The sequence below is a fragment of the Actinomyces israelii DSM 43320 genome (genome assembly GCF_000711965.1).
Taxonomy (GTDB): Bacteria; Actinomycetota; Actinomycetes; order Actinomycetales; family Actinomycetaceae; genus Actinomyces; species Actinomyces israelii.
In genome coordinates, this window is record NZ_KL544003.1 from 51,967 (window position 1) to 75,845 (window position 23,879).

The 23,879-nt window shown below is 70.3% G+C and carries 19 protein-coding genes and 1 CRISPR repeat array; of the genes, 10 read left to right on the forward strand and 9 right to left on the reverse strand.

From position 1 onward, the window contains the following. Positions 1-25 precede the first annotated feature (25 nt). Positions 26-1,942: direct repeats of the CRISPR family, unit length 28 nt; unit sequence GGATCATCCCCGCTCGCGCGGGGTTTAC. A gap of 56 nt (positions 1,943-1,998) precedes the next feature. The 9 genes from cas2e to O145_RS15410 all read right to left on the reverse strand — a co-directional run bounded on the left by cas2e (position 1,999) and on the right by O145_RS15410 (position 12,048). Next, positions 1,999-2,391, reverse strand: a complete 393-nt coding sequence (gene cas2e, locus O145_RS15370) for a type I-E CRISPR-associated endoribonuclease Cas2e (RefSeq protein ID WP_043564574.1) — start codon at positions 2,389-2,391, stop codon at positions 1,999-2,001. Further along, positions 2,385-3,323 carry a type I-E CRISPR-associated endonuclease Cas1e gene (gene cas1e, locus O145_RS15375; protein ID WP_043564575.1) on the reverse strand — a complete coding sequence of 313 codons (939 nt, stop codon included), beginning with the start codon at positions 3,321-3,323 and terminating at the stop codon, positions 2,385-2,387. Before cas1e ends, cas2e begins: the two co-directional genes overlap by 7 nt. Before the next feature lie 2 nt (positions 3,324-3,325). Continuing rightward, a complete protein-coding gene (cas6e, locus tag O145_RS15380; RefSeq protein WP_043564577.1) occupies positions 3,326-4,012 on the reverse strand; it encodes a type I-E CRISPR-associated protein Cas6/Cse3/CasE in 687 nt (228 codons plus the stop codon). Beyond that, positions 4,003-4,719: a type I-E CRISPR-associated protein Cas5/CasD gene (cas5e, locus tag O145_RS15385; RefSeq protein ID WP_043564579.1), complete on the reverse strand. Its 717-nt coding sequence runs from the start codon at positions 4,717-4,719 to the stop codon at positions 4,003-4,005. The genes cas6e and cas5e overlap by 10 nt, the downstream gene beginning before the upstream one ends. After that, complete coding sequence (gene cas7e, locus O145_RS15390; RefSeq protein WP_043564581.1) at positions 4,719-5,843, reverse strand: type I-E CRISPR-associated protein Cas7/Cse4/CasC; 1,125 nt, start codon at positions 5,841-5,843, stop codon at positions 4,719-4,721. Before cas7e ends, cas5e begins: the two co-directional genes overlap by 1 nt. A 2-nt stretch (positions 5,844-5,845) precedes the next feature. Then, the gene (casB, locus tag O145_RS15395) at positions 5,846-6,532 is read right to left on the reverse strand and encodes a type I-E CRISPR-associated protein Cse2/CasB (protein WP_043564582.1); all 687 of its coding nucleotides are present in this window, start codon (positions 6,530-6,532) and stop codon (positions 5,846-5,848) included. Continuing rightward, positions 6,529-8,181: a type I-E CRISPR-associated protein Cse1/CasA gene (gene casA / locus O145_RS15400; protein WP_043564584.1), complete on the reverse strand. Its 1,653-nt coding sequence runs from the start codon at positions 8,179-8,181 to the stop codon at positions 6,529-6,531. The genes casB and casA overlap by 4 nt, the downstream gene beginning before the upstream one ends. A 5-nt stretch (positions 8,182-8,186) precedes the next feature. After that, complete coding sequence (locus O145_RS15405; RefSeq protein ID WP_043564586.1) at positions 8,187-11,138, reverse strand: CRISPR-associated helicase/endonuclease Cas3; 2,952 nt, start codon at positions 11,136-11,138, stop codon at positions 8,187-8,189. Positions 11,139-11,322: 184 nt separating this feature from the next. Then, complete coding sequence (locus tag O145_RS15410) at positions 11,323-12,048, reverse strand: FadR/GntR family transcriptional regulator (protein ID WP_043564588.1); 726 nt, start codon at positions 12,046-12,048, stop codon at positions 11,323-11,325. A gap of 185 nt (positions 12,049-12,233) precedes the next feature. Here O145_RS15410 and O145_RS15415 point away from each other — a divergent pair, with 185 nt between their 5' ends. The 10 genes from O145_RS15415 to O145_RS15460 all read left to right on the forward strand — a co-directional run bounded on the left by O145_RS15415 (position 12,234) and on the right by O145_RS15460 (position 23,805). Next, the gene (locus tag O145_RS15415; RefSeq protein WP_043564589.1) at positions 12,234-13,832 is read left to right on the forward strand and encodes an ABC transporter substrate-binding protein; all 1,599 of its coding nucleotides are present in this window, start codon (positions 12,234-12,236) and stop codon (positions 13,830-13,832) included. A 91-nt stretch (positions 13,833-13,923) separates the two neighbouring features. Then, positions 13,924-14,889 (forward strand): ABC transporter permease, encoded by a 966-nt coding sequence (locus O145_RS15420; RefSeq protein WP_043564591.1) that lies wholly within the window; start codon positions 13,924-13,926, stop codon positions 14,887-14,889. Then, positions 14,889-17,030 (forward strand): dipeptide/oligopeptide/nickel ABC transporter permease/ATP-binding protein, encoded by a 2,142-nt coding sequence (locus O145_RS15425; protein WP_043564592.1) that lies wholly within the window; start codon positions 14,889-14,891, stop codon positions 17,028-17,030. Before O145_RS15420 ends, O145_RS15425 begins: the two co-directional genes overlap by 1 nt. Continuing rightward, positions 17,030-17,854: an ATP-binding cassette domain-containing protein gene (locus O145_RS15430; RefSeq protein ID WP_043564595.1), complete on the forward strand. Its 825-nt coding sequence runs from the start codon at positions 17,030-17,032 to the stop codon at positions 17,852-17,854. The genes O145_RS15425 and O145_RS15430 overlap by 1 nt, the downstream gene beginning before the upstream one ends. Before the next feature lie 67 nt (positions 17,855-17,921). Beyond that, positions 17,922-18,842, forward strand: a complete 921-nt coding sequence (locus O145_RS15435; RefSeq protein ID WP_043564597.1) for a dihydrodipicolinate synthase family protein — start codon at positions 17,922-17,924, stop codon at positions 18,840-18,842. A gap of 1 nt (position 18,843) precedes the next feature. Beyond that, a complete protein-coding gene (locus O145_RS15440; RefSeq protein WP_043564598.1) occupies positions 18,844-19,848 on the forward strand; it encodes an ROK family protein in 1,005 nt (334 codons plus the stop codon). A gap of 54 nt (positions 19,849-19,902) precedes the next feature. Beyond that, positions 19,903-20,598, forward strand: a complete 696-nt coding sequence (locus O145_RS16780; protein WP_052375285.1) for an N-acetylmannosamine-6-phosphate 2-epimerase — start codon at positions 19,903-19,905, stop codon at positions 20,596-20,598. A gap of 202 nt (positions 20,599-20,800) precedes the next feature. Then, entirely contained in the window at positions 20,801-21,082 is a 282-nt protein-coding gene (locus O145_RS15450; RefSeq protein WP_043564601.1) for an HU family DNA-binding protein, read from the forward strand. A 189-nt stretch (positions 21,083-21,271) separates the two neighbouring features. Beyond that, positions 21,272-22,069 (forward strand): ABC transporter ATP-binding protein, encoded by a 798-nt coding sequence (locus O145_RS15455; protein ID WP_043564603.1) that lies wholly within the window; start codon positions 21,272-21,274, stop codon positions 22,067-22,069. Continuing rightward, positions 22,045-23,805 (forward strand): hypothetical protein, encoded by a 1,761-nt coding sequence (locus O145_RS15460; protein ID WP_043564605.1) that lies wholly within the window; start codon positions 22,045-22,047, stop codon positions 23,803-23,805. Before O145_RS15455 ends, O145_RS15460 begins: the two co-directional genes overlap by 25 nt. Positions 23,806-23,879: the final 74 nt, after the last annotated feature.

Below are 23,879 nucleotides of genomic sequence, written 5' to 3' on the forward strand. Positions count from 1 at the left end.
GACATCAAGGTTGTCGTTGACCCGCGGATCATCCCCGCTCGCGCGGGGTTTACGTCTGGGTGAAGAAGAATCCACGGCCGGGTGAGGGATCATCCCCGCTCGCGCGGGGTTTACTCAGACAGGTGTGACGGACTGCTCGGGGTTCTGGGATCATCCCCGCTCGCGCGGGGTTTACGCAGGCCCAGACCGCGACCGACATGACGAATGCGGATCATCCCCGCTCGCGCGGGGTTTACTACCTGCCCGATGAGGTCACCAGGTTCCTTGACGGATCATCCCCGCTCGCGCGGGGTTTACCCAATACGCGTCATAGAACCAATATCCAGAACCGGATCATCCCCGCTCGCGCGGGGTTTACACCCAAGGGAGGGCCTACGACCTCCTCTCCAAGGGATCATCCCCGCTCGCGCGGGGTTTACTCGCCGTCGATGCCGTCGGCGCCTTTTTCGCCCGGATCATCCCCGCTCGCGCGGGGTTTACGGTTCATCACGGCGCTGGTGATGGAGCGGGCGAGGATCATCCCCGCTCGCGCGGGGTTTACCGCCGGCAGGATTCTGTCCCGCGACGCCATGCCGGATCATCCCCGCTCGCGCGGGGTTTACCACTTCCTGTCCCCTTTCACGCGCTTAACCGCCGGATCATCCCCGCTCGCGCGGGGTTTACCAGTCTCCGGACTCCGACAGCGAGTGAGTGATAGGATCATCCCCGCTCGCGCGGGGTTTACTCCTGGATGGCCTTGAGGCGCTCTGCGTTCTGGGGATCATCCCCGCTCGCGCGGGGTTTACTTGTGCCGATTAATGGTGAACATAATCCTTGGGGGATCATCCCCGCTCGCGCGGGGTTTACAGGTCAGCGCAGTGCTCGTGCCAGAAGCCTCCGGGATCATCCCCGCTCGCGCGGGGTTTACCCCTCAGGGCACGTCAGGTACTTCTGGCCGTAAGGATCATCCCCGCTCGCGCGGGGTTTACTTGGTGGTACGCCTGTGCCGGGTATGGGTGATAGGATCATCCCCGCTCGCGCGGGGTTTACGTATTCGGCCACTGAGCGGCAGCAGCCTTGTCAGGATCATCCCCGCTCGCGCGGGGTTTACTCCTCTTGACACTACTCCACTATTCTCCTACTCGGATCATCCCCGCTCGCGCGGGGTTTACACGAGAAGAAGTGACTTTATATGGGTAATGAGGGGATCATCCCCGCTCGCGCGGGGTTTACGGGACGCAATTATTGGGCATGAGGTTGTGGAAGGGATCATCCCCGCTCGCGCGGGGTTTACGTGGCTCCACTGCGTCACCTCAAGGTTATTGTCGGATCATCCCCGCTCGCGCGGGGTTTACCATGAATAATCGACATCAGATGGGCGCCCATGGGATCATCCCCGCTCGCGCGGGGTTTACGTGCGAGGGGTCCATGTGGGTGCGCGGATTTCCGGATCATCCCCGCTCGCGCGGGGTTTACCATGAATAATCGACATCAGATGGGCGCCCATGGGATCATCCCCGCTCGCGCGGGGTTTACGTGCGAGGGGTCCATGTGGGTGCGCGGATATCCGGATCATCCCCGCTCGCGCGGGGTTTACCCCGAATGGCTGGAATGATGCGAGTTCCCATTGGGATCATCCCCGCTCGCGCGGGGTTTACAGGTAGCGGTACATAGAGTTCCGACGCGTCGCCGGATCATCCCCGCTCGCGCGGGGTTTACATATGGAGACCTACGCGAACCCAGACGATCTCGGGATCATCCCCGCTCGCGCGGGGTTTACCGTCCATAAAAACCAGAGCCGCTCATCATTAAGGGATCATCCCCGCTCGCGCGGGGTTTACCTGTACCCGTTATAAGCGGCCGCCATCGCCCGCGGATCATCCCCGCTCGCGCGGGGTTTACTTGTTGACGGCGGCATCTTGGAGGTGCTGGTCGGGATCATCCCCGCTCGCGCGGGGTTTACACTTGGCGATCCTTGGAATCCCAACGATCGTCCACCCTACCAGACGGCTTCCGCCTTCACTGCTGACCTAGCGCCCGCTCGGAGGCGTTGCGGTAGCGCCGCCGTCGAGCGGCGATCGACCATGACTCCTTCGGCGGCTTGACGGCACCGGGGATCGCCCGTGATCCTTCGATCTGCCGGTATGGCGTGCGCATGACCAGGCAGCCCTCAACGTCGACCGGCTCGCGCTCATGCCCCAGCGACGCGATCGCGAAGCGCTGCTCGGAGCGCACCGACCAGATCAGCAGGGCGCGCCCCTCGCCGATGTAGGCGCGGACCAGCTCCCACAGTTGCTCGCGCACGCGGGCCGAAAGGCGCCCGACGAAGACTCCGGGGGAGACCTCGAGCAGCCAGCGGGTCATGGAGCCGCGCAAGGAGGCTGGGGCGGCCGAAAGGATCAGCACTACCATCCTCCCACGTCCTCTCCGGCGTAGTTCGAGCCACCGGCAACAGCGTTCCGCTGGTAGTCCCACAGGGAGACCACATTGACACCCAGGTCCTCTGCGTCCTCGACCTCGAACAGCCGGTAGATGTCCCTGACCGTCCGCTCGATGATCTTCAGCTCGAAGACCTTGTCCCTCACGCGCCGCCTGGTCGTCCCGGTGAGGTCGTCCATCCTCTCGGCGACCACGTCGAAGGCGATCGGGATCGTGGTCTCGGCCTTGTACAGGTCCGCGACGTCGTACACGAAGGAGCGCTCGTGTCCGGTGTGGACGAAACCGAGGCCCGGCGAGCAGCCCAGGGAGACGATCACGCCGTGGACGATCCCGTACAGTGCGGCATGCGCGGCTGACAGCGCCTGGTTGATCGGGTCCGAGGCCTCGAAGTTGTCGGGGCGGTAGTCCCGCCGCGTCCACGGGACGCCGGTGCGCCGGGAGTTCTCCCGGTACACCTGGCGAACCCGGGCGCCCTCCCGGCCTCTGAGCTGCTGCATGGTCAGCCCGTCGACGTCCTCGCCGCTGAACCGCATGCAGTACATCTCGCGCGCCACGCGCAGACGCTTCTGAGGCGAGGAGACACGGGTCGCCTGCTCCACAAGCAGCCGGGTGGAGGTCGCCAGCGACCGGCCGTGCGCGTAGTAGCGCACGCCGCGCTCACCGACCCAGACCGCCGTCGTCCCGCACTCACCGAGCAGACTCATCGCCTGGTGGCTCACTGACGTCCCCGGCCCGAGGAAGACCGCCACTAGCGACGCCGCCGGGACGTGGACGGTGCCCTTGTCATCGCGGGCGGTCAGGGCACCATCCTGCCGGTGGACGACGCAGTGCTCCAGGTAGAGGAAGGACATCCGGTCCTGGACGCGGGGGAGCGCCGTCACGGGGACCGGCAGCATCCTGGCCATCGTCAGTCCTGCCTCACCCGAGCCAGCGTCATGAGCCCGCAGCCGTAGGCCTTGGACCGGCCGATCCCGGCCACGAGCGCGCGACGCAGCGCCTCGGCGTCGGTGACGCGCAGAACGCCCTCGTAGACGGTCCGGTTGATCGTGACGCGGTCGCGCGCGCGACGGGTCGGATTCTCCCGCCTGAAGACGGGCCGCTCCCGGCGGACGACGACGACCGAGGTGTCGGCGCCCTCGTCATCGACCGGCGCGAGCTCGAATCCGTACCCCGGGGCACGGGCGACCAGCCACTGCCGCTGCTGCTCGACCGTGACGTGTCCGAACCGCTTCCCGCGTGCGCCCGGCCCTCGGGAGGCCGAGTAGGAGGGGTTGGCCGCCAGGCGGAAGGCCCACTGCTGCCCGGCTCCCAGCCGCTCCAGGAACGGCGAGTAGTCGAGGGTGCGCGCTTGCTCGCCGGCGGTCCCCGCCTCCTGGATGATCTGGGAGCAGTCGGGCTCCGACGGCGAGAGCAGGTACAGCGACGCCGTCGTGCCCCGGGCCCTTCCGTCCACCCTCCACAGGACGCGTCCGGGCCCGTCCCCGTCGTCGCCCCCGGTGGCCTTCAGGACGACGGCGTGCATGACCTGGGGCGAGCCCAGGTACTTGCGTGCGAGGCGGCGAGCCGGATCGAGCTCGATCTTCGTCAGAAACACAGGCCCGCCTCCTCCAGCTCAGCCATGGGATCGTGCGCGTCCGGCTCGGGGGCTCCGACCCGCACCATGAGCCGTTCGACCTCCCGGAAGCCGTAGTCGCGACGCCGGGGGTCGAAGGACAGCGGGACGTCCCGACTGCCCCGGGCGTCACCCGCCCGCTCCTCGACGGGCACGGCCTCCTGGTCGATGAGGATCTCCGCGTTGAGGCCCTCGCGGCGCCGACGACGGAACCACTCTGAGGCGAGCCACGGCTCGGCCCGCAGAGCGTCGAGCAGCGCCGCCTCCCGCAGCCCCAGGGACACCGGGTGCGTCGGCGGGCAGGAGCGCCTGCCGAGGTACAGCGGGAAGGCCGGGTGCCGCAGGGCCTCGTCAATGCCCTCCAGGAGCGCCCGGTCGCCCTCGATGCCGGCGAGGAAGACGGCGTCGGCCAGGTAGTAGCGGTTGGACAGCGGCATGGGCTTGCGGCCGTCGGTGGGCACGGCGGTGTGGAAGTCCCGGATGACGCTGCCGGGCTGGTCCTTGCGCACGCCGAAGCGCAGGGCGAGGAGGTCCTCGATCGGATCGATTCTGCGCCGCCCGACGGCGGAGGCCAGCATGCCGATGACGCCGCTCTTGGTCGGTGCGAGCTCGGTGGCCCTCACTGTGAACCGGGACTTCACCCCCCACGCCTGCATGGGGCCCGCGAGCCGCAGGAGGAGGACAGCCATCAGGCCTGCTCCTGACCGGGCAGGCGCGGAGCCACGACCTCGCGGACCCGCTCCGGCAGGTCGGTGAAGGACACCCGCTCCCCGAGCGAGGCGACGGCGTTGCTGTCGGTGAGCGCGACGACGAAGCTGCGCAGCGGCTCCAGGCCGTAGTTGTCCTCGATCGTTGCCGCGTGCCGGGCCAGCGCCTCCACCGAGCGGGCCACGTATCCGTGGGCCGCGTCCGCGGGGACCGCCTCCTCGAAGGCCCCTGCGAGGGAGACGGGCTGGTCCTCGCGCACAGCGACGACGACGGCCTCCGGCACCGTGCGGTTGGCGAAGGTGTTCTGCTTGCCGGTGGGCATGGACAGGCAGAAGCCCCTGATGAAGACCTCCAGCGCCCGCAGCGCGGCCTGCCCGTCCCCGAGGTTGTGCCGCAGCATGTCGACATTGACGGTGGCGTACCGGTACATGGTCGCCGAGGAGAACTCGACCGTGCCCATCATGCCGGCGCCGGCGTCCTCCTCCTCGGAGCGGCTCTTCTCGTCGTCGACGGCGGTGAAGAAGTCGTACTCGTTCTGCGCGGCGTGCGTGGAGATGGCGTGGGCCACCTGGCAGGCGGCGTCGATATTGAGGTCGGTGTTGTCGGCGACCATGCGGCCGAACAGGGCGATATCGACGGCGTGCGCCTCCTTGAAGATCTTCTTGACCGCCTTGGCGTCGAGCGCCTCGCCACTGCGCGCGGCGGCGATGGCGAGCTCGGCCAGGCGTGCGATCTGGCTGGTGGACAGGAACAGGAGGTAGCCGGACTCCAGCGGCCCGTCCTTCTTACGTGGGGCCGAGAGCTTGATCTTGGCCAGCTTGAAAACTTCTCCGACCAGGTCGGGGGCGCTCTCCGCGAGGTCGGGGGCGTCCTCAGCGATCTGGGCGGCGAGCAGCTCGGCAACCCGCTTGGTGCGCACGCCGACGTCGGAGGCGTCCAGGAGGTTGTTGAAGTACAGGCGGGCGGCCCGCTTCCAGGACTGGCTGGAGACCCGCAGGCGCCGCACGCCCCCGTAGACGGCGGACTTGGGGGAGCCCGAGTCGTCCCGGTTGACGCAGGAGGGGGGAAGGCTCTGGATGACGTGGATATCGACGTAGGTGCTCATAATCAGTTCTCCGGGGTCGGTGTGGTGGTGTTGTGGTCGGTGCGGGGCGCCGCGTCGGCGTCGTCGGCTGGGGACAGGGAGTAGTACTGGCGGGCCCAGGCGAGGCGGACCTGTTTGGCCCCGTTCGGACGCTGGAAGCGGACGATGCTGTCGGCGAGCATGGCGTGGTCCAGGGCGATGTCCCGGGCCCTCAGCAGCGAGACGAAACCCCGCAGGTGGTGGCGCAGCTCGGCGACGGTGGTCGAGGTGACCAGGGCGTTGAAGCGCTTCTGGGCGGACGGGTTCTCCTCGTCCCATCCCACCAGCTCTCGAGCGGCCCGGCCCAGCCCGACGCCGGGGCGGAACATGGGTATGGTCCGGGACTGCTGGTGCACGGCGTAGAGGGTCATGGCGGTGTGGACGGCGATCTCCTCCCGGGTGGGGGCGTCGCCCGCATAGTCCGGGACCTCCACCTGGGTGAGCTCCCAGGTATCGGGCACCTCGCCGGGCTCTCTGGCCACGGCGCCGCGCAGCGCTGCCAGCTCCCCGCGGGCCCGGGCCTCGTTGTGAAGGTAGCGGTTCTGCAGGCCGCTCTCGCCGCTGAGGCGGCTGTCCACGAGGCGGCCAGTATCTTCCAGGCGGGGCCGCCGGGGCCTGGGCGGTGCGGCGCCCGCAGTGTCTGGGGGCGTGCTGGTGTCCGGCGTCGTCATGCTGATGTCCTTTCTCCGTTCTCGACGGCTGCGTCCTGCGGTTCGGGTGGCGGCACCGCCTTATTGAGGGCGGCGCGGAAGTAGAGCAGAGCGCGACCGATGTCCATGCGCCCCTTGCCCTCCCCTCGCCCGGCGAAGGCGGTGTCGGAGGCGGCGGAGGCGAGCGCCTCCTGCTGCCTCCAGGCCTCGGAGCGCAGCAGGGTGCGCCACTGGTCGCGGGCCACAGCGGGGTCGGCGCCGTCGAGGGAGGCCAGCCAGGTGGGGAAGCTCTCGTCAATGACCTGGTAGAAGGCGGCCCCGGCGCGACCCCGTGCGGCCGAGGCCGTGTCCGGGCTCCCGCCCCGCGCCCTGTCCAGGTTCGCGGCCAGGTTCCGCAGCGCGGAGGCGACGCCCTCCGTCTCCTCCATGGCGTCGTGGACAACCCCGACCAGCCGCCTGCTGCCCGGATCCAGCAGGCCGGCCGGCAGCGAGAGAGCGTCATCGACGAGCTCGGTGACGACCGCTTCCTGGGCGCCATACTCCATGCCGACGGCGTGCAGGGGGATGAGGCCGGTCAGCGGCACAATGCCTTGGAGCATGAGCTCCTGGTAGAAGGAGACGACACCGGGGGAGCGGTACCGGGGCACGTCCCCGGCGCCCTTGACCGTGACCCGGGGGCTCAGCTGGGCGACGAGCGTGGACAGCCCTCGCCAGAAGGCCCGGTCCGTCGGCAGCTTACGGGGCATGTAGACGGTGGCCTTGAGCTTCCTGGTCTGCGGCTCGGAGTAGCGCCATGCGGTCATGGGCTCGACCAGGTAGCGGTTCTGGGGGGTCGCCTTGTCCCCGTTGCCCAGGAACAGGCTGGTGACACGGGTATCGCCGTGGAGGAGGACGCGGCGTGTCTGCCACGTGTAGCAGGACACCGGACCGGTGGGCCCCAGGGTGAGCGAGCCCGCGGGGGTGTCCGGCTCACACTCCCACGGAGGCAGGTCCGTGGCCGGGTCCACGTCGAGGCCGTCGGCCACCTCGCAGACGACGGTATTGAGCAGCAGGGTGCGCTCCAGATCCTGCCCGGTCACGGACACGACACCGATCTGCCCCGTCCAGCCGGGACCAATGGGGTAGGTCCTGCCGCCCTTGGTCTGTGGGTTGCCAACAGCGCCTGTGCGTATGCCGGAGGGATCGAAGGCGTGGACGTGCACCAGCCACCGGGCCGCTTCCGCCCAGTTGACGGACTCCAGGCCCTGGGCGATCCGGGTGGTGAAGAAGGGGTCCCCGTTGGGGACGTCCGCAATGAGGGACTCCAGGCCGGAGGTCTTCCCCGAGGCGGCGTGGATCCCCGCCACCTGGAAGAAGGGGCGCTCCGGGTCGCGCAGGTCGAAGCGGTCCCGGTAGCTCTCGAGGTAGGCGACGGCGTCGCGCCCGAGCCTGCCGGGGTCGTTCCAGTACTCCTCCCAGGTGTCCATGTTCTCCGGCCCGCCCATGGTGCGGTGGCAGATGGCCAGGAGCAGGCGCAGGATGGCCACGTCCTGGCTGGCGATCTCGCCGTGGATGCCGGAGATGTCCGCCGCCTCGCGGAAGACGGCCAGCAGCGAGACCTCGTCGGACGCGCCGTCGAGCCGGGTCACCCGTATCCAGGGCTCGTCCAGAAGATTGAAGCTGGGCCTCATGGGTGTCATTGGGAACGGACCTCCTTCAGTCCGGTGAATGGGGAGTACTCGAGCGTGGTGCCGGCCAGCTGTGCCCGGCCGTCCTCCAGGAGAAGGAACAGCTGCCCCTGAAGGTCGCGGTCATCCTGCCAGGCGGGTACGACACGAATCTCGAGCTCTTGGATGACCTTGTCGATGGCGCGCGCGTTGGACAGGCTCGCGGGCAGCCTCACCGCGGACATCACCATGGCTCGCACGACCTTCGGGTCCGGGACGCGGTCGGTCGGGATAATGAGCCCCGGTTCGCCAGACCGGCGCGGCAGGGTGCGCAGCTCCTCCTGGCCGCCCACCCGGCGCAGCTCCAGGAGGATGACCTCCAGGGAGTCCTCGCCGTCGCGGACCTGAGCACGCCCCTTGTCCTCACTGTCGGAGGCGGTCGTGTGCAGCCAGCCGATCAGCGAGGTGCTCCTCCCCGCTTGCTCCGGCTCGTTCAGGAGGAAGCCCTGAGCGGCGTCGTGCTTCTTCCGCCCCTCCTCGGCATGGGCCTCCCGGGCCCGGGCGACGGCCCCCTGCCAGCGCGGCGGCACCGGGGCGTCGGCTCCGTAGACGGCCTCGATGAGGTCGTGGACGTCGTCGGGCACGGTCACGACGCCGGGGCCGCCGAGCACCCGGTCCAGGGCGGCCGCGCTCATGAGCATGTCCTGCTCCCCGTAGATCGCCTTGGCGCCAGCCTCCACGACCGGGTCGTCCGAGGCGGTGGCGGGCAGCCAGTCCACGTAGCAGGTCGGCGTGGTGAGCCGGACGGGCCGCTGCCGCTCATGGCGGTGAAGGCGCCCCATGCGCTGGAGGACCAGGTCAATGGGGGCCAGGTCACTCACCAGCAGGTCGAAGTCGACGTCGAGGGACTGCTCCACCACCTGCGTGGCCACAACGATCGCCCGGCGCGGCCGGCTGGGGCGGGCGCGCGGCGGCCCGAAGCGGCGGAGGAGGTCGTCGTCCTTGGCGAGGCGGTCGCGGATGGTGAAGCGGGCGTGGTTGAGGCTCACGTCCTCGCCGAAGGTCTCGCGCAGCACCTCGTAGGTCTCCTGGGCGCGCCGCACCGTGTTGCGGACCACGAGCGCGCACCCGCCGTCGGCGAGCGACTCCGTCAGGAGCGGGACCAGGGCGTCCCTCGTGAGTCGCCTGACGCGCACCGTGCTGCGACGTCCCGACGCCGACGTCGGGACGACCTCGGTGCGCTCGCGCCCCGCGGCGACCAGGCAGGGGAAGGGGGTGCGCACGGTCTCGGGGGCGGGCCGCCTGGGCACCCGCTCGCCCGCGGCCAGGCGCAGGCCGCGCCGGTAGGCGTCGACCAGGGCGGTGCAGCGCGCCTCGGACAGGGTGGCCGACAGGAGCACCACGGGCACCCCGTAGGAGGCGAGCCAGGTCAGGACCCGGTCCAGGTAGACGTTCATGTAGGTGGAGTAGGAGTGCACCTCATCGACGACGACCACCTTGCGGCTCAGCCCCAGGTGCCGCATGGCCAGGTGCGGGGAGCGCATGGCCCCGAAGAGCAGGTGGTCCACCGTGGTGACGACGAAGTCGGAGAGCATCGCCTTCTTGCGCCCGTTGAACCAGGACAGGATGGCCAGGTCGGCGCGACGGTGCCTCTCGGCGCCGGCTGCCTGACCACTGCGAGCCTCCTCCTCGTCCCAGCCGATTCCGGTGGGGCGCGGGACGTCGTAGTCCTGGCCGCCCAGCGCCCCCAGGAGCCGGTCTCGGATCTCGTAGCCGCGCCGCCGCAGCGGTCGGGTCTCCTCGTTGAGCCGGGCGCGGCCGTGCAGGAGCTGGACTGCGAAGTCCGACGGCGCGCCCCCGGCGGCGTAGGCCTCCTCGATCCGTTCCAGCCAGGACAGCTCTCGGGAGAACATGGCGTCCGTCGTCGCCTGGGTGGGCAGGGCGAAGAGCACCCCGGCCCGGCCGGTCCGGGCGGCGAGCACCTCGGCGGCCATGAGGGCGGCCTCGGTCTTGCCCCCTCCCGTGGACTCCTCGACGACGAGCAGCCCCGGCAGCTCCATGGCGCGGGCCGCCGCCAGGGTGCGCGCCTGCACGTCGGTGGCGCGGGCGCCGGCGGGCAGGTCGAAGCGCTGGGCGAGCAGCGAGTCGGGGTCGGCGCCGTCGTCCCGGGGCCGCCACGGCGCGGGAATCTCCAGGCGGGACAGGCCGGCGTCCGCGCGTCGGGCGTGGGCGTCGGGGTCGAGCAGGTGCGCGCCGTCGTCGTCCAGGGGAAGAAGAGGGAAGTACGCCTCCGTGGAGGCGATCCAGTCCGCCACGATGACCAGGCCCGAGAGCTCGACGAGGAAGGGCTGGGACCACCGCCGCTGCGCCCAGCCGGGCAGCAGGGGCCCCGCACCGGTGCGGGCGGTGACCAGGTCGAGGAGCTCGCGCTGGGCGGCGGCCCACGCCTCGCCGCCCAGGAGGTGCTCGTGCCCGCTGAGTTCGTTGGTGAGGGCCGCCCTCGTGGGCGGGATGCCGTGGTGGGCGCCGACGACGGATGCCAGCGCGTTGGCGGGTCCGTGCCCCCAGCCGTGCTCGCCTGTCAGCCAGGACCTCAGGATCAGGTGGCCCGCCAGGGCGTGCGGGACCTTGCGGCGCTCGAGGGGGTCGATCTGCTCGTGCCTCAGTCCCGCCTCCTTCATGCGGTCATCCAGCTTCCCGACCTGGCAGGAGAAGGCCGGGGTGCACTTGCCGATGTCGTGGACGCCGGCGACCCAGGAAGCGAGGAGGCGGAACTCCTCCGTTGGGCTCAGGTCTGAGGCGGAGTCCGCGAGCTCGCGCTCAATGAGGTCCCGGGTGGTGGGCGCCAGCCAGCGCCCGGCGAGGTGCTCGGCGAGAGCGGCGGCGTCGAGCAGGTGCAGCCAGAGCGGGAGCCAGTGGTCGCTCTCCGGGTCGTAGCCGAATTTGGCCCATACGGACCGCGCGCGTGCTGAGAGCGCCACGGGGGCTCCTCTCTGGGAGTTTCCTTGGGATGGGGACCGGGCAAGATTATTACTTGGGTCACACCCGCGTACATACTGTGACTGAATCGTTACGTGGAGGTGCGGACGCGGACCGATCTCGACGCGGAACCGGACCGATCTCGGCGAGAGGAGGAGGACGGAGGGGTCCGGACAGGCGGGGCGGTCAGCTGGACTGGAGGACGGCCTTGAGCGGGGCGTAGTGCTCCTTGACCGCCGCGCGGTAGGCGTCGCGGTCGCCCGCGCGGGCGGCCTCGAGCATGGCGCGGTGCGCGCTGGCCGTGCGCATGATGTCCTCGGGGCGCGGCGCGTCCAGCATTGGCACCGTCAGCGTGTGCACGGCCCAGAACGCGTCCGTGAGGTGGCCGAAGAGGTGGTTGGGCAGGGCCTTCAGGAGCATGGAGTGGAAACGGTGATCCTGCTCGGTGAAGGTCTTGCCCGCGGCGGCGAGCTGCTCCATCTGCTCGACGACGGCGTCGATCGCGCGGTTCCTGCGCCCCTTCCAGACCCTGATCACCTGCTCGGCGAGCGAGTCGTCCAGGGTGGCGCGCACCTCGACGACCTCGCGCAGGGCCTGGTAGTCGTCCCCGGGCTTGAGCAGGCCGCGGAAGACGAGCGACTCCACCATGGGGCGCATCGATATCTGGCCGACGAACATCCCGTGCCCGTGGCGCACCTCGACGATGTCGAGCGCCACCAGCGTGCGGACGGCCTCGCGGACGGACGAGCGGGACATGCCCAGATCGGTGCACAGCTGTGACTCGGTGGGCAGCGGGTCCCCGGGGTGGAGGTGGGACTGGAGGATGTAGTCCTTGATGGCGTTGATCGCGGTCGAGGCCTGCGTCGTTGCAGTCCCGTTCATGGAGGCGTAGGCGCCTCGCTTCGTTTTCATGGCAGTCATTGTGGCCAGAATTCCATCGTTGTGCTCGCTTGTCCTGTGTCCGGACCCTGGGCCGGGCCTCCGCCCGGAGGGTGTCACGACACGAAAGCGTAAACGATGTGGTCAGATGTCCTCCGAGCTGCTACAGTCAGCCTATCAACGTCAGACAACAGACGTCAGACTTCAGGAGAACATCAATGGCGATCTCAACTCCGCGTACTTCCCGCCGCGACTTCATCCGCCTCACGTCCACCATGGGGATGGCCGCGGGTTTCGCCGCAGCCCTGGCCGCGTGCGGCGGCTCGTCCGGCGGCTCGGGCTCAGGCTCCGGGAGCGTCAACCCCGACGGCACCATCACGGCGGGCATCTCCTACGAGCTGGGGACGAGCGGCTACGACCCGATGACCACGACGGCCGGTCTGACCGTCGCCGCCAACTGGCACACCATGGAGGGGCTGACCGAGCTCGACGCGGTCAGCCGCGAGGCCTACGCCGCCCTCGGCAAGGACCTGCCCGCAAAGGTCGATGACACGACCTATGAGGTTACCCTGCGTGAGGGCGCCAAGTTCTCCGACGGCAGTGACGTGACCGTCGATGACGTCGTCTTCTCCTTCGAGCGCGTTCTCGACCCGGCGAACAACTCGCTCTACAGCCAGTTCCTCACCTTCCTGGACTCGGTGAAGGCCAAGGACGACGCCACGGTCACCATCAAGACCAAGCACCCCTACTCCCTGGTCGCGGAGCGGCTCAGCACCGTCAAGATCGTTCCCAGGGCGGCGGTCGAGGCCGACCCCAAGGCCTTCGACATGAACCCGATCGGCTCCGGGCCGTACAAGATGACCGACAACAGCGCCGCGTCCCAGACCGTCGTCTTCGAGCGCAACGACAGCTACAACGGCTCCCACCCCGCGCTCGCCAAGAAGATGACATGGCAGGTCCTCGCCGACGACACCACGCGCACCAACGCGATCACCTCCGGCACCGTTCAGGCCATTGACACCGTGCCGGCGACGAACCTCGGCGCGATGACGGAGCCGATCACGGTCTCCGCGGACAAGGGGTTCAGCCTCGTGTTCGTCATGTTCAACCACCAGGGCGCCTTCGCCGACGTCAAGGCGCGCCAGGCCATCATGTACGCCCTGGACTACGAGAAGATCTGCTCCACGGGTATGGGCACGCTGGCCACCGCGGCCACGTGCTTCGTGCAGGAGGACCACCCCGCCTACAAGCAGGCCTCGACGGTCTACACCTACGACGCCGCCAAGGCCAAGTCGCTGCTGGCGGAGGCCGGCATCACCTCCATCGAGGCCATTGCCACGGACCACGGCTTCTTCTCCGGGGCTCGTCCGATTATCAAGGAGAACCTTGAGGCGCTCGGCGTGTCCGCGACCTTCACCGAGAAGAAGTCCAAGGAGCTGTACGACTACATCAAGGCCGGGGACAAGTGGGACATCGCCATCGCGCCCGGCGACCCCTCGGTCTTCGGCAACGACGCGGACCTCCTCATGCGGTGGTGGTACAGCGCCGACCTGTGGGCCAACGACCGCATGCACTGGAAGGGCACAGAGGCCTACACCAAGCTGCAGACGATCCTCGACGCCGCCGTCCAGGTCGAGGGTGAGGCGCAGATCTCCAAGTGGCAGGAGGCGTTCGACCTCATCTCGCAGAACGTGCCGCTCTACCCGATCTTCCACCGCACGACGCCGACGGCCTACAACAGCCAGACCCTCGTGTCGTTCCGCAGCGTCAACTACCCCGGCCTGTCCTTCGTGGACGTCGGCTCAACGCAGGCCTGACCGGTCGTCCCCATCCCTTCAACCGTCTTCCTCACCCGGCCGCGCGCCTCAGGGACGCCGCGGCCGGGCGCAAGGACAAAGGAGCACTACAGTGTCCAACCTCCTCCGCCTGATCGGACGGCGCCTGCTCGCGCTACCGATCATGGTGCTGGGCGTGACGCTGCTCGTCTTCGTCGTCATGTCGTTCTCCACCGCGGACCCCGCGGTCCTCGCACTCGGAGAATCGGCCACGCCGGAGGCCCTCGAGCAGTATCGCGAAGCCCACCATCTCAACGACCCGCTGCTCACACGTTTCTGGGACTATCTCGTCGGCCTGGCCCACGGCGACCTCGGCACGTCCTTCACCGGCGTGAGGATCTCCGACATGGTGTCGACCGCCTTCCCGATCACCCTCCAGCTGACATTCATCGGCATCCTCGTCGCAGTCGTGGCCGCCACCGTCCTGGGCGTTGTCGCCGCCCTGTACCGGGACAGGACGCCGGACCAGGTCATCCGCGTCATCTCCATCCTGTGCCTGGCCACGCCCTCGTTCTGGCTGGCGCTCCTGCTCATCCAGTGGTTCGGCGACATCCCCGGCGCAGCGGGCGCCTTCCCCTCGGTGGTGACCAGGTGGACTCCCTTCAGCGACGACCCGGCCGCCTACGTGCGCCAGATCTTCCTGCCCGCTGTCGCCATCGCCGTGCCGAACACCGGGACGCTGACCCGTGTGGTGCGCACGGCCATGGTCGAGGAGCTCGACCGCGACTACGTGCGCACGGCCATCGGCGCCGGCATCCCCAAGCGGGTCGTCGTGGCCCGCAACGTGCTGCGCAACGCCCTCATCACTCCGCTGACGGTGCTCGGCCTGCGTCTGGGCTACGCCATGGGCGGGGCGGTCGTCATCGAGATGATCTTCAACATCCAGGGCATGGGGCAGCTCATCTTCCAGGGCGTCACCCGCAACGACGTCAACATCGTCCAGGGCGTGTCCATCACCGTGGCGCTGGCATTCATCATTATCAACATCGTCGTTGACATGCTCTATGTGCTGGTCAACCCGAGGATCAGGAGCGTCTGATGCTGCACAGCCGCACACTCGACAAGGTCTCCAGGCCCGGAATGCGCTTCCAGGGCTGGAGGAACCTGCCCATCGGCAGCAAGATCGCCGTCGTCGTCCTGCTCGTGATCGTCGCCATGGCGGTCTTCGCCCCGATCGTGGCTCCCTACGACCCCGGCGCCACCGGCCTGGCGACCGCGGAGACGACCGTCCACGTGCAGGGCGGCCCGGACATCGTCACCTACGACCCCGCCGTGCGCCCCTCGCCGGACCACCTCTTCGGGACCGACAAGCCCAGCCGCGACATCTTCTCCCGCGCCGTCTACGGCGCCAGGGTCTCACTCGTCGTCGGCCTGAGCGCCACGGGCATCGCCCTGGCCCTGGCCTCCGTCCTCGGAGCCATCGCCGCCACCAGCCGCAAGTGGATCGGCGAGCTCGTCATGCGCGTTCTCGACGTCCTCATGTCCTTCCCCGGCATCGCCCTGGCCGCCGTCCTGGTCCTGGCCATGTCCTCCCGCCTGCCGATCGTGCCCGTCATCATCCTGGCGACCGCCGTCGTCTACACCCCGCAGCTCACGCGCGTGGTCCGTGCGAACATCCTGGCCCAGTTCGGTGAGGACTACGTCGCCGCCTCCAAGGTCATGGGCGCGCGCGTGCCCTGGATCCTGGCCAAGCACGTGGTGCGCAACTGCATCGCCCCGATCATGGTCTACGCCACGGTGCTCGTGGCCGACGCGATCGTCTTCGAGGCCTCGCTGTCCTTCATCGGCGCCGGCATCACGTCGGTCAACACCCCCACCTGGGGCAATATGCTCTCCGAGGGCAAGGAGCTCCTGCTGTCGGGCCACTGGTGGCCGACCTTCTTCCCCGGCCTGATGATCCTCATCACGACCCTGTGCCTCAACGTCCTGGCCGAGGGGCTGACCGACGCCATGGCCTCCCCGCGCATCCGCGCCCGCGTCGACGTCGAGGCCGACGAGGAGGCCATGAGCACCGAGAAGGCGTGGGACGACGCGGACTCGGCCGTGCGCGACAACGCCGACGACGCCGACTCCGCGATCCCCGGGGGCCAGAAGAGCGCGCTGACCGGCCTGATCGAGCCGGCCGCCGAGGAGGTCCCGCTGGTCGAGCGCCTGGCCGCCCTGCGCGCCGCCGAGCTCGCCCGGGACGACCGGCTCGTCTACGCTGATGCGCAGGCCGAGCCCGTCCTGGAGGTCAGGAACCTGTCCATCGCCTTCCCGGTCCAGCACGGCGACGTCAACATCGTCGACAACGTCTCCTTCTCGGTGCGCCCGGGCGAGACCATGGGCCTGGTGGGAGAGTCCGGCTGCGGCAAGTCGATCACCTCCATGGCCGTCATGGGGCTGCTGCCCCCGACGGCGCGCATCACCGGCGAGATCCTGTTCAAGGGCAAGAACATCCTCCAGATGACTCCCGAGGAGCACAACGCCCTGCGCGGCCACGAGATGAGCATGATCTACCAGGACGCCCTGAGCTCCCTGAACCCCTCCATGCTCATCCGCTCCCAGATGAAGCAGCTCACCTCCCGCGGCGGGACCCGCAGCGCCGAGGAGCTCCTCGAGCTCGTCGGCCTGGATCCGGTGCGCACCCTGAAGAGCTACCCGCACGAGCTCTCCGGCGGCCAGCGCCAGCGCGTGCTCATCGCCATGGCCCTGACCCGCGACCCGGGCCTGGTCATCGCTGACGAGCCCACCACGGCCCTGGACGTGACCGTCCAGAAGCAGGTTGTGGACCTCCTCAACGAGCTGCGCGAGAGGCTCGGCTTCGCCATGGTCTTCGTCAGCCACGACCTGGCCCTGGTCGCCAAGGTCGCCCACCGCGTCACCGTCATGTACGCCGGACAGGTCGTCGAGCAGGCCGGGACCTCCGAGCTGCTGACCAACCCCGTCCACGAGTACACCCGCGGCCTGCTGGGAGCGGTCCTGTCCATCGAGGCGGGCTCCAAGCGCCTGCACCAGGTGCGCGGCACCGTCCCGAGCCCGAAGGAGTTCGTCAAGGGCGACCGCTTCGCCCCCAGGTCCTCCCACCCCGAGGTCGGTCTGGAGAGCCGGCCCGTCCTCAAGCCGGTGGCCGGAAGCACCGAGCACTACTACGCCATCACGCCCGAGCTCGAGGCGGTCCTCGAGAAGGAGGCCCACTGATGCCCGACGACACCGCCAGCACCTGGAACCCCGAGACCGACCCGGTCATCGAGCTGCGCCATGCGCACGTCATTCACAAGTCCCGCACCGGCAGGCTCTTGCGCCCCGACACGGTCCACGCCGTCAACGACGTCTCGCTGAGCGTCAGACGCGGCGAGACCCTCGGCCTGGTGGGGGAGTCCGGCTGCGGGAAGTCGACCACCGCCCGCGTCATGGTCGGCCTGCAGCCCCTGACCCGCGGCGAGGTCTACTTCAAGGGGCGCGCTCTGGGGCGCACCGCCGCGGACCGCAGGACCCTGGGGCGCTCCGTCTCGGTCGTCTTCCAGGACCCGGCCACGGCGCTGAACCCCCGCATGATCGTGCACGACACCCTCATCGACCCGCTCAACGTCCACGGCATCGGCTCGCCCAGGGAGCGCGAGGCCAAGGTCAAGGACCTCCTCCACCTGGTCGGCCTGCCTCCCAGCGCCCTGGACGTCCTGCCCAGGCAGATCTCGGGCGGCCAGCGCCAGCGCGTGGCCATCGCCCGCTCCCTGGCGCTGGATCCCGACATCATCGTCGCCGACGAGCCCACCAGCGCCCTGGACGTGTCGGTGCGCGCCCAGGTGCTCAACCTCCTCCAGGATCTCAAGGCCGCCCTCGGCCTGGGGCTAGTGTTCATCAGTCACGACATCAACACCGTGCGCTACGTCTCCGACCGGATCGCCGTCATGTACCTCGGAGAGATCCTCGAGCTGGGCGCTGCCGAGGAGATCTTCAACAACCCCCGGCAGGAGTACACGCGCACCCTGCTCGGCGCCGTTCCCTCGCTCCTCGAGGCCTGAGCCCCGCACCGACCCGCCCGCACCGAACTCAGGGAAATACTTAAGGGAACTCAAAGGAAAACCGCACATGGATACTCGTTTCACCGGAGTCATTCCACCGCTCATCACTCCGTTCACCCGGGACGGCGCCGTCGATCTCGATGGCCTCGACCGCGTTATCGAGCACCTGATCGCAGGAGGGGTCAACGGGCTGTTCGTCCTGGGCTCCTCCGGTGAGACTGCCTACCTCACCGACGCCGAGCGCGGCGCCGTCGTCGAGCGCGCCGTCGCCACGACGGCCGGTCGCGTGCAGGTCCTGGCCGGGGTGATCGACACCACGGCGCGCCGCGTCATCGAGCAGGCCCGCCGAGCCCAGGGCCTGGGGGCGGACGCGGTCGTCGCCGCGTGCCCCTTCTACGCCATCAACGACGCCGCCGAGATCGCCGACCACTTCCGCGCCATCGCCGCCGCCGTCGACGTCCCGCTGTTCGCCTACGACGTCCCGGTCCGTCTCAACGGCGTCAAGCTCGGCTGCGACATGCTCGTCCGGCTCGGCGTCGAGGGCGTCCTGGCCGGGGTCAAGGACTCCTCGGGCGACGACGTCGGCTTCCGCCGCCTGGTCGCCGCCAACGAGGCCGCCGGCCACCCGCTGGCCCTGCTGACCGGGCACGAGTGCGTCGTGGACGGCATGCTCCTGCTGGGCGCCGACGGGGCCGTGCCCGGGTACGCCAATGTCGAACCGCGGCCCTACACCGACATGTGGCAGGCCGCCCGCAACGGCGACTGGGCCGAGGCCCGCCGCATCCAGGACCGGATCTGCGCCGGCTTCGAGGTCGTCCACGTTCCCCAGGGGCGCTCCGGGGACGCCAGCGGCATCGGAGCCTTCAAGACCGCCATGCAGGCCATCGGCGTCATCGGCACCAACACCATGGCCTTCCCCGTCAAGGCGCTCCAGGGCGAGACCAGGGACAGGATCGTGGCGATCGTGCGCGAGCAGGGTCTGGTCTGAGATGGCGGCACCGACTGACGCGGCCCCGGTCGTCGGCGTCGACCTGGGCGGCACGAAGATCGCGACCGCCCTCGTGGCCGCCGACGGCGCCCTGCTCGGTCCCGTCCTGGAGGCTCCCACCCCGGCGCGCGAGGGGCCGCGGGCCGTGCTGGACGCCGTCGCCTCCCTGGTGGCCGACCTCGTCGATGCCGGCGCCCATACGGCGTCCGGGGCGCTCCCGGCGCCGACGGCGGTCGGGATCGGCTCGGCGGGTGTCATCGACTCGGGCCGAGGCGTGGTCGTCTCGGCCACCGACGCCATCGCCGACTGGCCCGGCACCGACATCGCCTCCGCAGTGGCCGGACGGCTCCTGGCCGCGGGCACTGCGCCGCAGGGCGTGCTCGTGCACGTCGACAACGACGTCAACGCCTACGCCGCGGGCGAGGCCTGGATCGGCGCCGGTGCCGGCGCGGCCGGCGTCCTCGTGGTCGCTGTGGGCACGGGTGTCGGCGGAGCGGTCGTCCTGGACGGCCGCGTCCACCACGGCGCCCACTTCCTGGCCGGGGAGATGGGGCACATGCCCTCCGGCCCGGCGGGCGCCGAGCCCTGCACCTGCGGGCGCACCGGCCACCTGGAGGCTGTCGCGGCCGGGCCCCAGATAGCCCGCCGCTACCGCGAGGCCACCGGTGCCGGCGTCACTGGCGCCCAGGAGGTCGAGAGGCTCGCCGACGCCGGCGACGCCGTCGCCCGACGCGTCTACCGCGAGGCCGCTGTGGCCCTGGGCGAGGCGATCGCCGCCGTCGTCACCGTCCTGGACCCCGAGCGCGTCATCGTCTCCGGCGGCCTGGCCCGCTCCGGCGAGCTGTGGTGGGGGCCGCTGCGCGAGACGGTGCGCGCCGAGGTCCTCGATCTCGTGGCCGGGGACCTCGAGATCGTCCCCGCCGCCCTGGGCGCCGCCGCCCCGATCGTGGGCGCCGCCCACCAGGCCCGACTGCGCCTGGCGGCGCATCTCGCCGCGGGCGCCTGAGGCCGTGGCGGCCCGGGCGCCGGTCCACCCACCCGACCATTGGAGGAAGCACCCATGACCGCACTCGACCCCGTGCTCGAAAAGCTGCGCGGCGGCCTTATCGCCTCCGCCCAAGCCTACCCGGGAGAGCCCATGCGCGACCCGCGCACCATGGACCAGGTCGCTCAGGCCTGCGTCGCCGGGGGCGCCGTCGGCATCCGCGCCCAGGGGCTGGCCGATCTCGCCCTGATCAACCAGCACGTTGAGGTCCCCGTGATCGGCCTGTGGAAGGACGGCCATGACGGCGTCTTCATCACCCCGACCCTCACTCACGCCATCGCCGTGGCCGCCACCGGCTCGCCCATTGTCGCCATCGACGCCACGCGCCGCCCCCGGCCGGACGGCCTCACCTTCGCGCGGACGGTGGCCGGTCTCAAGGAGGCGTTCCCCGGCGTCCTGGTCATGGCCGACTGCGGATCCCTGGACGACGCCCGCACGGCGCAGGATGCCGGCGCCGACGTGCTCGGAACCACGCTCGCCGGCTACACCGGGGAGCGCCCCAGGACCGAGGGCCCCGACATCGAGCTCATCGACCAGGTGGCGGCCATCGCCGAGGTCCCGCTCGTCGTCGAGGGCCGCGTGCACACCCCGGCCCAGGCGGCCCTGGCCGTGGACCACGGGGCCTTCGCCGTCGTCGTCGGCACCGCCATCACCCATCCCACGACCATCACGTGCTGGTTCGTCCGGGCCGTCAGTGCCGGCTCCCGCTGAGCGCCTGCCGACGGCCCGGTGCCCTGTTCCCGGGCGCCGTGGTGACTGTGACTCGTGTGACCAACGAGGTGGCGAAAGATCACAAAGTGGCGCGCCACGCCGAGAAAGCACCGTCATATCTGACAAAACGACCCATTTATGCATAGCGTTGCCGTCAGCGGCACCGCATCCCGGTGCCCACCAACGACCGAGAGGCAGATATATGTCCGTCAACCGTACCGAGCTCATCGCCGCCATCGCCGAGGAGGCCGAACTCACCAAGGTCCAGGCTGATGCTTTCCTTGCTGCTTTCCAGAAGGTTCTCGTGGAGAACATCGCCAAGGGTGAGGCCGTCAAGATCACCGGCCTGATGGGTGTTGAGCGTGTCGAGCGTGCTGCTCGTACCGGCCGTAACCCCCGCACCGGTGAGGAGATCCAGATTCCCGCCGGCTACGGTGTCAAGCTGACGGTCGGCTCGGCCTTGAAGAAGGCCGTTGCCAAGTGACCTCAGCGTGAGGACCCGGTGCCGCTGAGTGCGGCCGGACCGCAGACGTCAAGGCGCGTCGCCTCTGGGGGTGCCGCGCCTTCGTCATGCCCGTCGTTCGGCGCCTCGGCCGGGCGGGGGCCCGGCCCCGCGTGTGGCTCGTTCCCGGGGAGGATGGTCGCGCGGGCCGACCCGCATAGCCTCGGTCGCATGGACTCCTCACCTTCTCCCCGGGCCGGAGGCGCCACAGCTCCGGCGCTGGCTCTGGACGGACTGTGCAAGGCCTTCGGGCAGAAGGTCGCCGTCAACATGCTCTCCCTGGCCGTCCCGGCCAGCTCCATCTACGGCGTGGTCGGCCCCAACGGGGCTGGCAAGACCACGACCCTGTCCATGGCCACGGGACTGCTGCCGCCCGACGCCGGCCGCGCCGTCGTCCACGGCATCGACGTGTGGGGTCGGCCGGCCGACGCCAAGGCGCGGCTCGGCGTCCTGCCCGACGGCCTGCGCACCTTCGACCGCCTGACCGGGCTGGAGCTGGTCACCTACGCCGGGCTGCTGCGCGGCCTGGAGCGCGACGTCGTGGTCGCCCGCGCGAGCCAGCTCCTCGATGTCCTGGACCTCAGGAGCGCGGGCCGTACGCTCGTGACCGACTACTCCGCCGGCATGCGCAAGAAGATCAACCTCGCCTGCGCCCTCGTCCACGCGCCCGCCATCCTCGTCCTGGACGAGCCCTTCGAGGCCGTGGACCCGGTGTCCGCCCAGACGATCCAGTCGATCCTGGCCGCCTTCGCCGCCGACGGCGGCACCGTCATCATCTCCAGCCACGTCATGGCGACCGTGCAGCGCTTCTGCACCCACGTGGCCATTATCGCCGCTGGCCGGGTCGTGGCGGCGGGCACCACCGCGCAGGTGGCCGCGGGCGGGGACCTGGAGGACCGCTTCACCGAGCTGGTCGGGGCCCCGGAAGCAAGGGAGGACCTGTCGTGGTTGCGACCCTCGTCCGCCTGAGGTGGAGGCTCACCCTCAACGCCCTGAGCCGCAGCGTGTGGATCCTGCTGGCCTCCCTGCTCGGCGCCGCCTGGGCGCTCGGCACCATTATCTCGGTGGCCGCCGGCGCCGTGGCACTCGGTCTGCGAGCCCCGGTGCCGCTCACCGCCACCCTCATCGGCGCCCTGGGGGCGCTGACCACCCTGGGCTGGGTCCTGGTGCCGCTGCTGCTCACGGGCGTGGATTCCACGCTCGACCCTCGGGCGCTCGCGCCGTGGATCGCGCCCTCGCGGTCCCTGTCGGCGGGGCTCGCAGTGGCCGGGGCGGCGGGGGTCCCCGGCCTCGCCACCGGCGTCTGCCTCGCCCTGCCCGCCCTGGCGTGGGCTGCGGGCGGCCACTGGGGCGCCGCCGGTCTCGCCCTGCTCCTGGCCCCGGTCGCCCTGGCGACCTGTGTTCTCGTCTCGCGCGTCGTCGTGATCGGTCTCGGCGCCTCGACCACGCGCCGGGGGCGGGACCTCGTCGGCGTCATCGGGGGACTGGCCCTCATCGGGGTCGCCCTCCTGCCGAGCCTGCTCAACCTGGTCGCGGCGCGCTCGGCGGGGCTCGGCGGCTCCGCGCTCATGACGCTCATGAGACTCGGCAGGGTGCTGTCGCTGAGCCCCTTCGGGTGGGCCTTCGCGGCCCCCGGCTACCTGGCGCAGGGACGGGCCGGGGCGGCGCTGGCCCTGGCGGTCGGGGCGCTGGCGCTCCCGGTCGCGCTGGCGCCGCTGTGGAACAGGATCGTGCGGCGCGTCATGTCCGGCGGCCGGGCGGCCGGGCGGCGCTCACGCCCGGAGCGGGCGGCCGCGCTCGGACGGACGCGGGCTGCCGCCGCCGACGCGGACGCTGCGGACGCTGCGACGGCTGCGCTCCTGCCGTGGCACCGCCGGCTGTCACGGGTCATCCCCTCGCCGGCCGCCGCGATCGCGGCGCGGTGCCTGCGCTACTGGCGGACCGACCCGCGCTATCTGGTGCTCGGGGTCTCCACCGTGCTCGTCATGCTCGTCGTGGGCGTCGTGACGGTGCTGGGCTTCCGGCAGGGGGTCGAGGAGAACGTGGCCTTCGAGACGGCTCCGGCCGGCGCGGCGCTCGGCCGGGCCCCGGCGGCGCTGCTCGGGGTGCCGGTCGCGATCGCTCTGATGTCCGGCTGGGTGCTGCACGACGACCTGGGCTACGACTCCACCGCCCAGTGGATGCATCTGAGCGCCGGGGTGCGCGGTCTCGACGACCGCCTGGGGCGCGTGGTCGCAGCCGCCCTGTGGCAGCTGCCCGTCCTGGCGGTCGTCACCCTCGCCCTCGGCGTGTGGACAGGGCGCTGGGAGATCGTTCCCGCCGTCGTCGGGGCCCAGCTCGGCCTGTACGGCGCCGCCGCGGCCTGGTCGAGCGTGATGAGCGCGGTCCTGCCCTATGAGGTCAACGCGCCGGGGGAGAGCCCACTGAGGTCGCGGTCCTCGGGAATGATCCTGGTCGCCTCCTTGGTGCAGATGGCCGGCCTGGCGGTGATCGCCGGGCTCGCGCTGCCGGTCGCCGTCGGGCTCGGCGCCCTGATGGCCACCGGTGCCTGGCAGTGGGGCTGGGCGCTCCTGGCAGGTGGAGCGCTCTGGGGCGCGGGGCTCGCCCGGGCCGGCATCGTCGTCGGCGGGCGGGTGCTGGACCGGCACTGGGTCCGGGTCCTCGCCGTCGTGCGCACCTGGTCCGGGCACGCCGAGACCCGTTAGGTGAGTGGTTCCGATGGGGCGCGGGCCGGGCCCGCGGCGCCCCTTCACCGATCTCGGCGCGGAGGTGAGCCGAT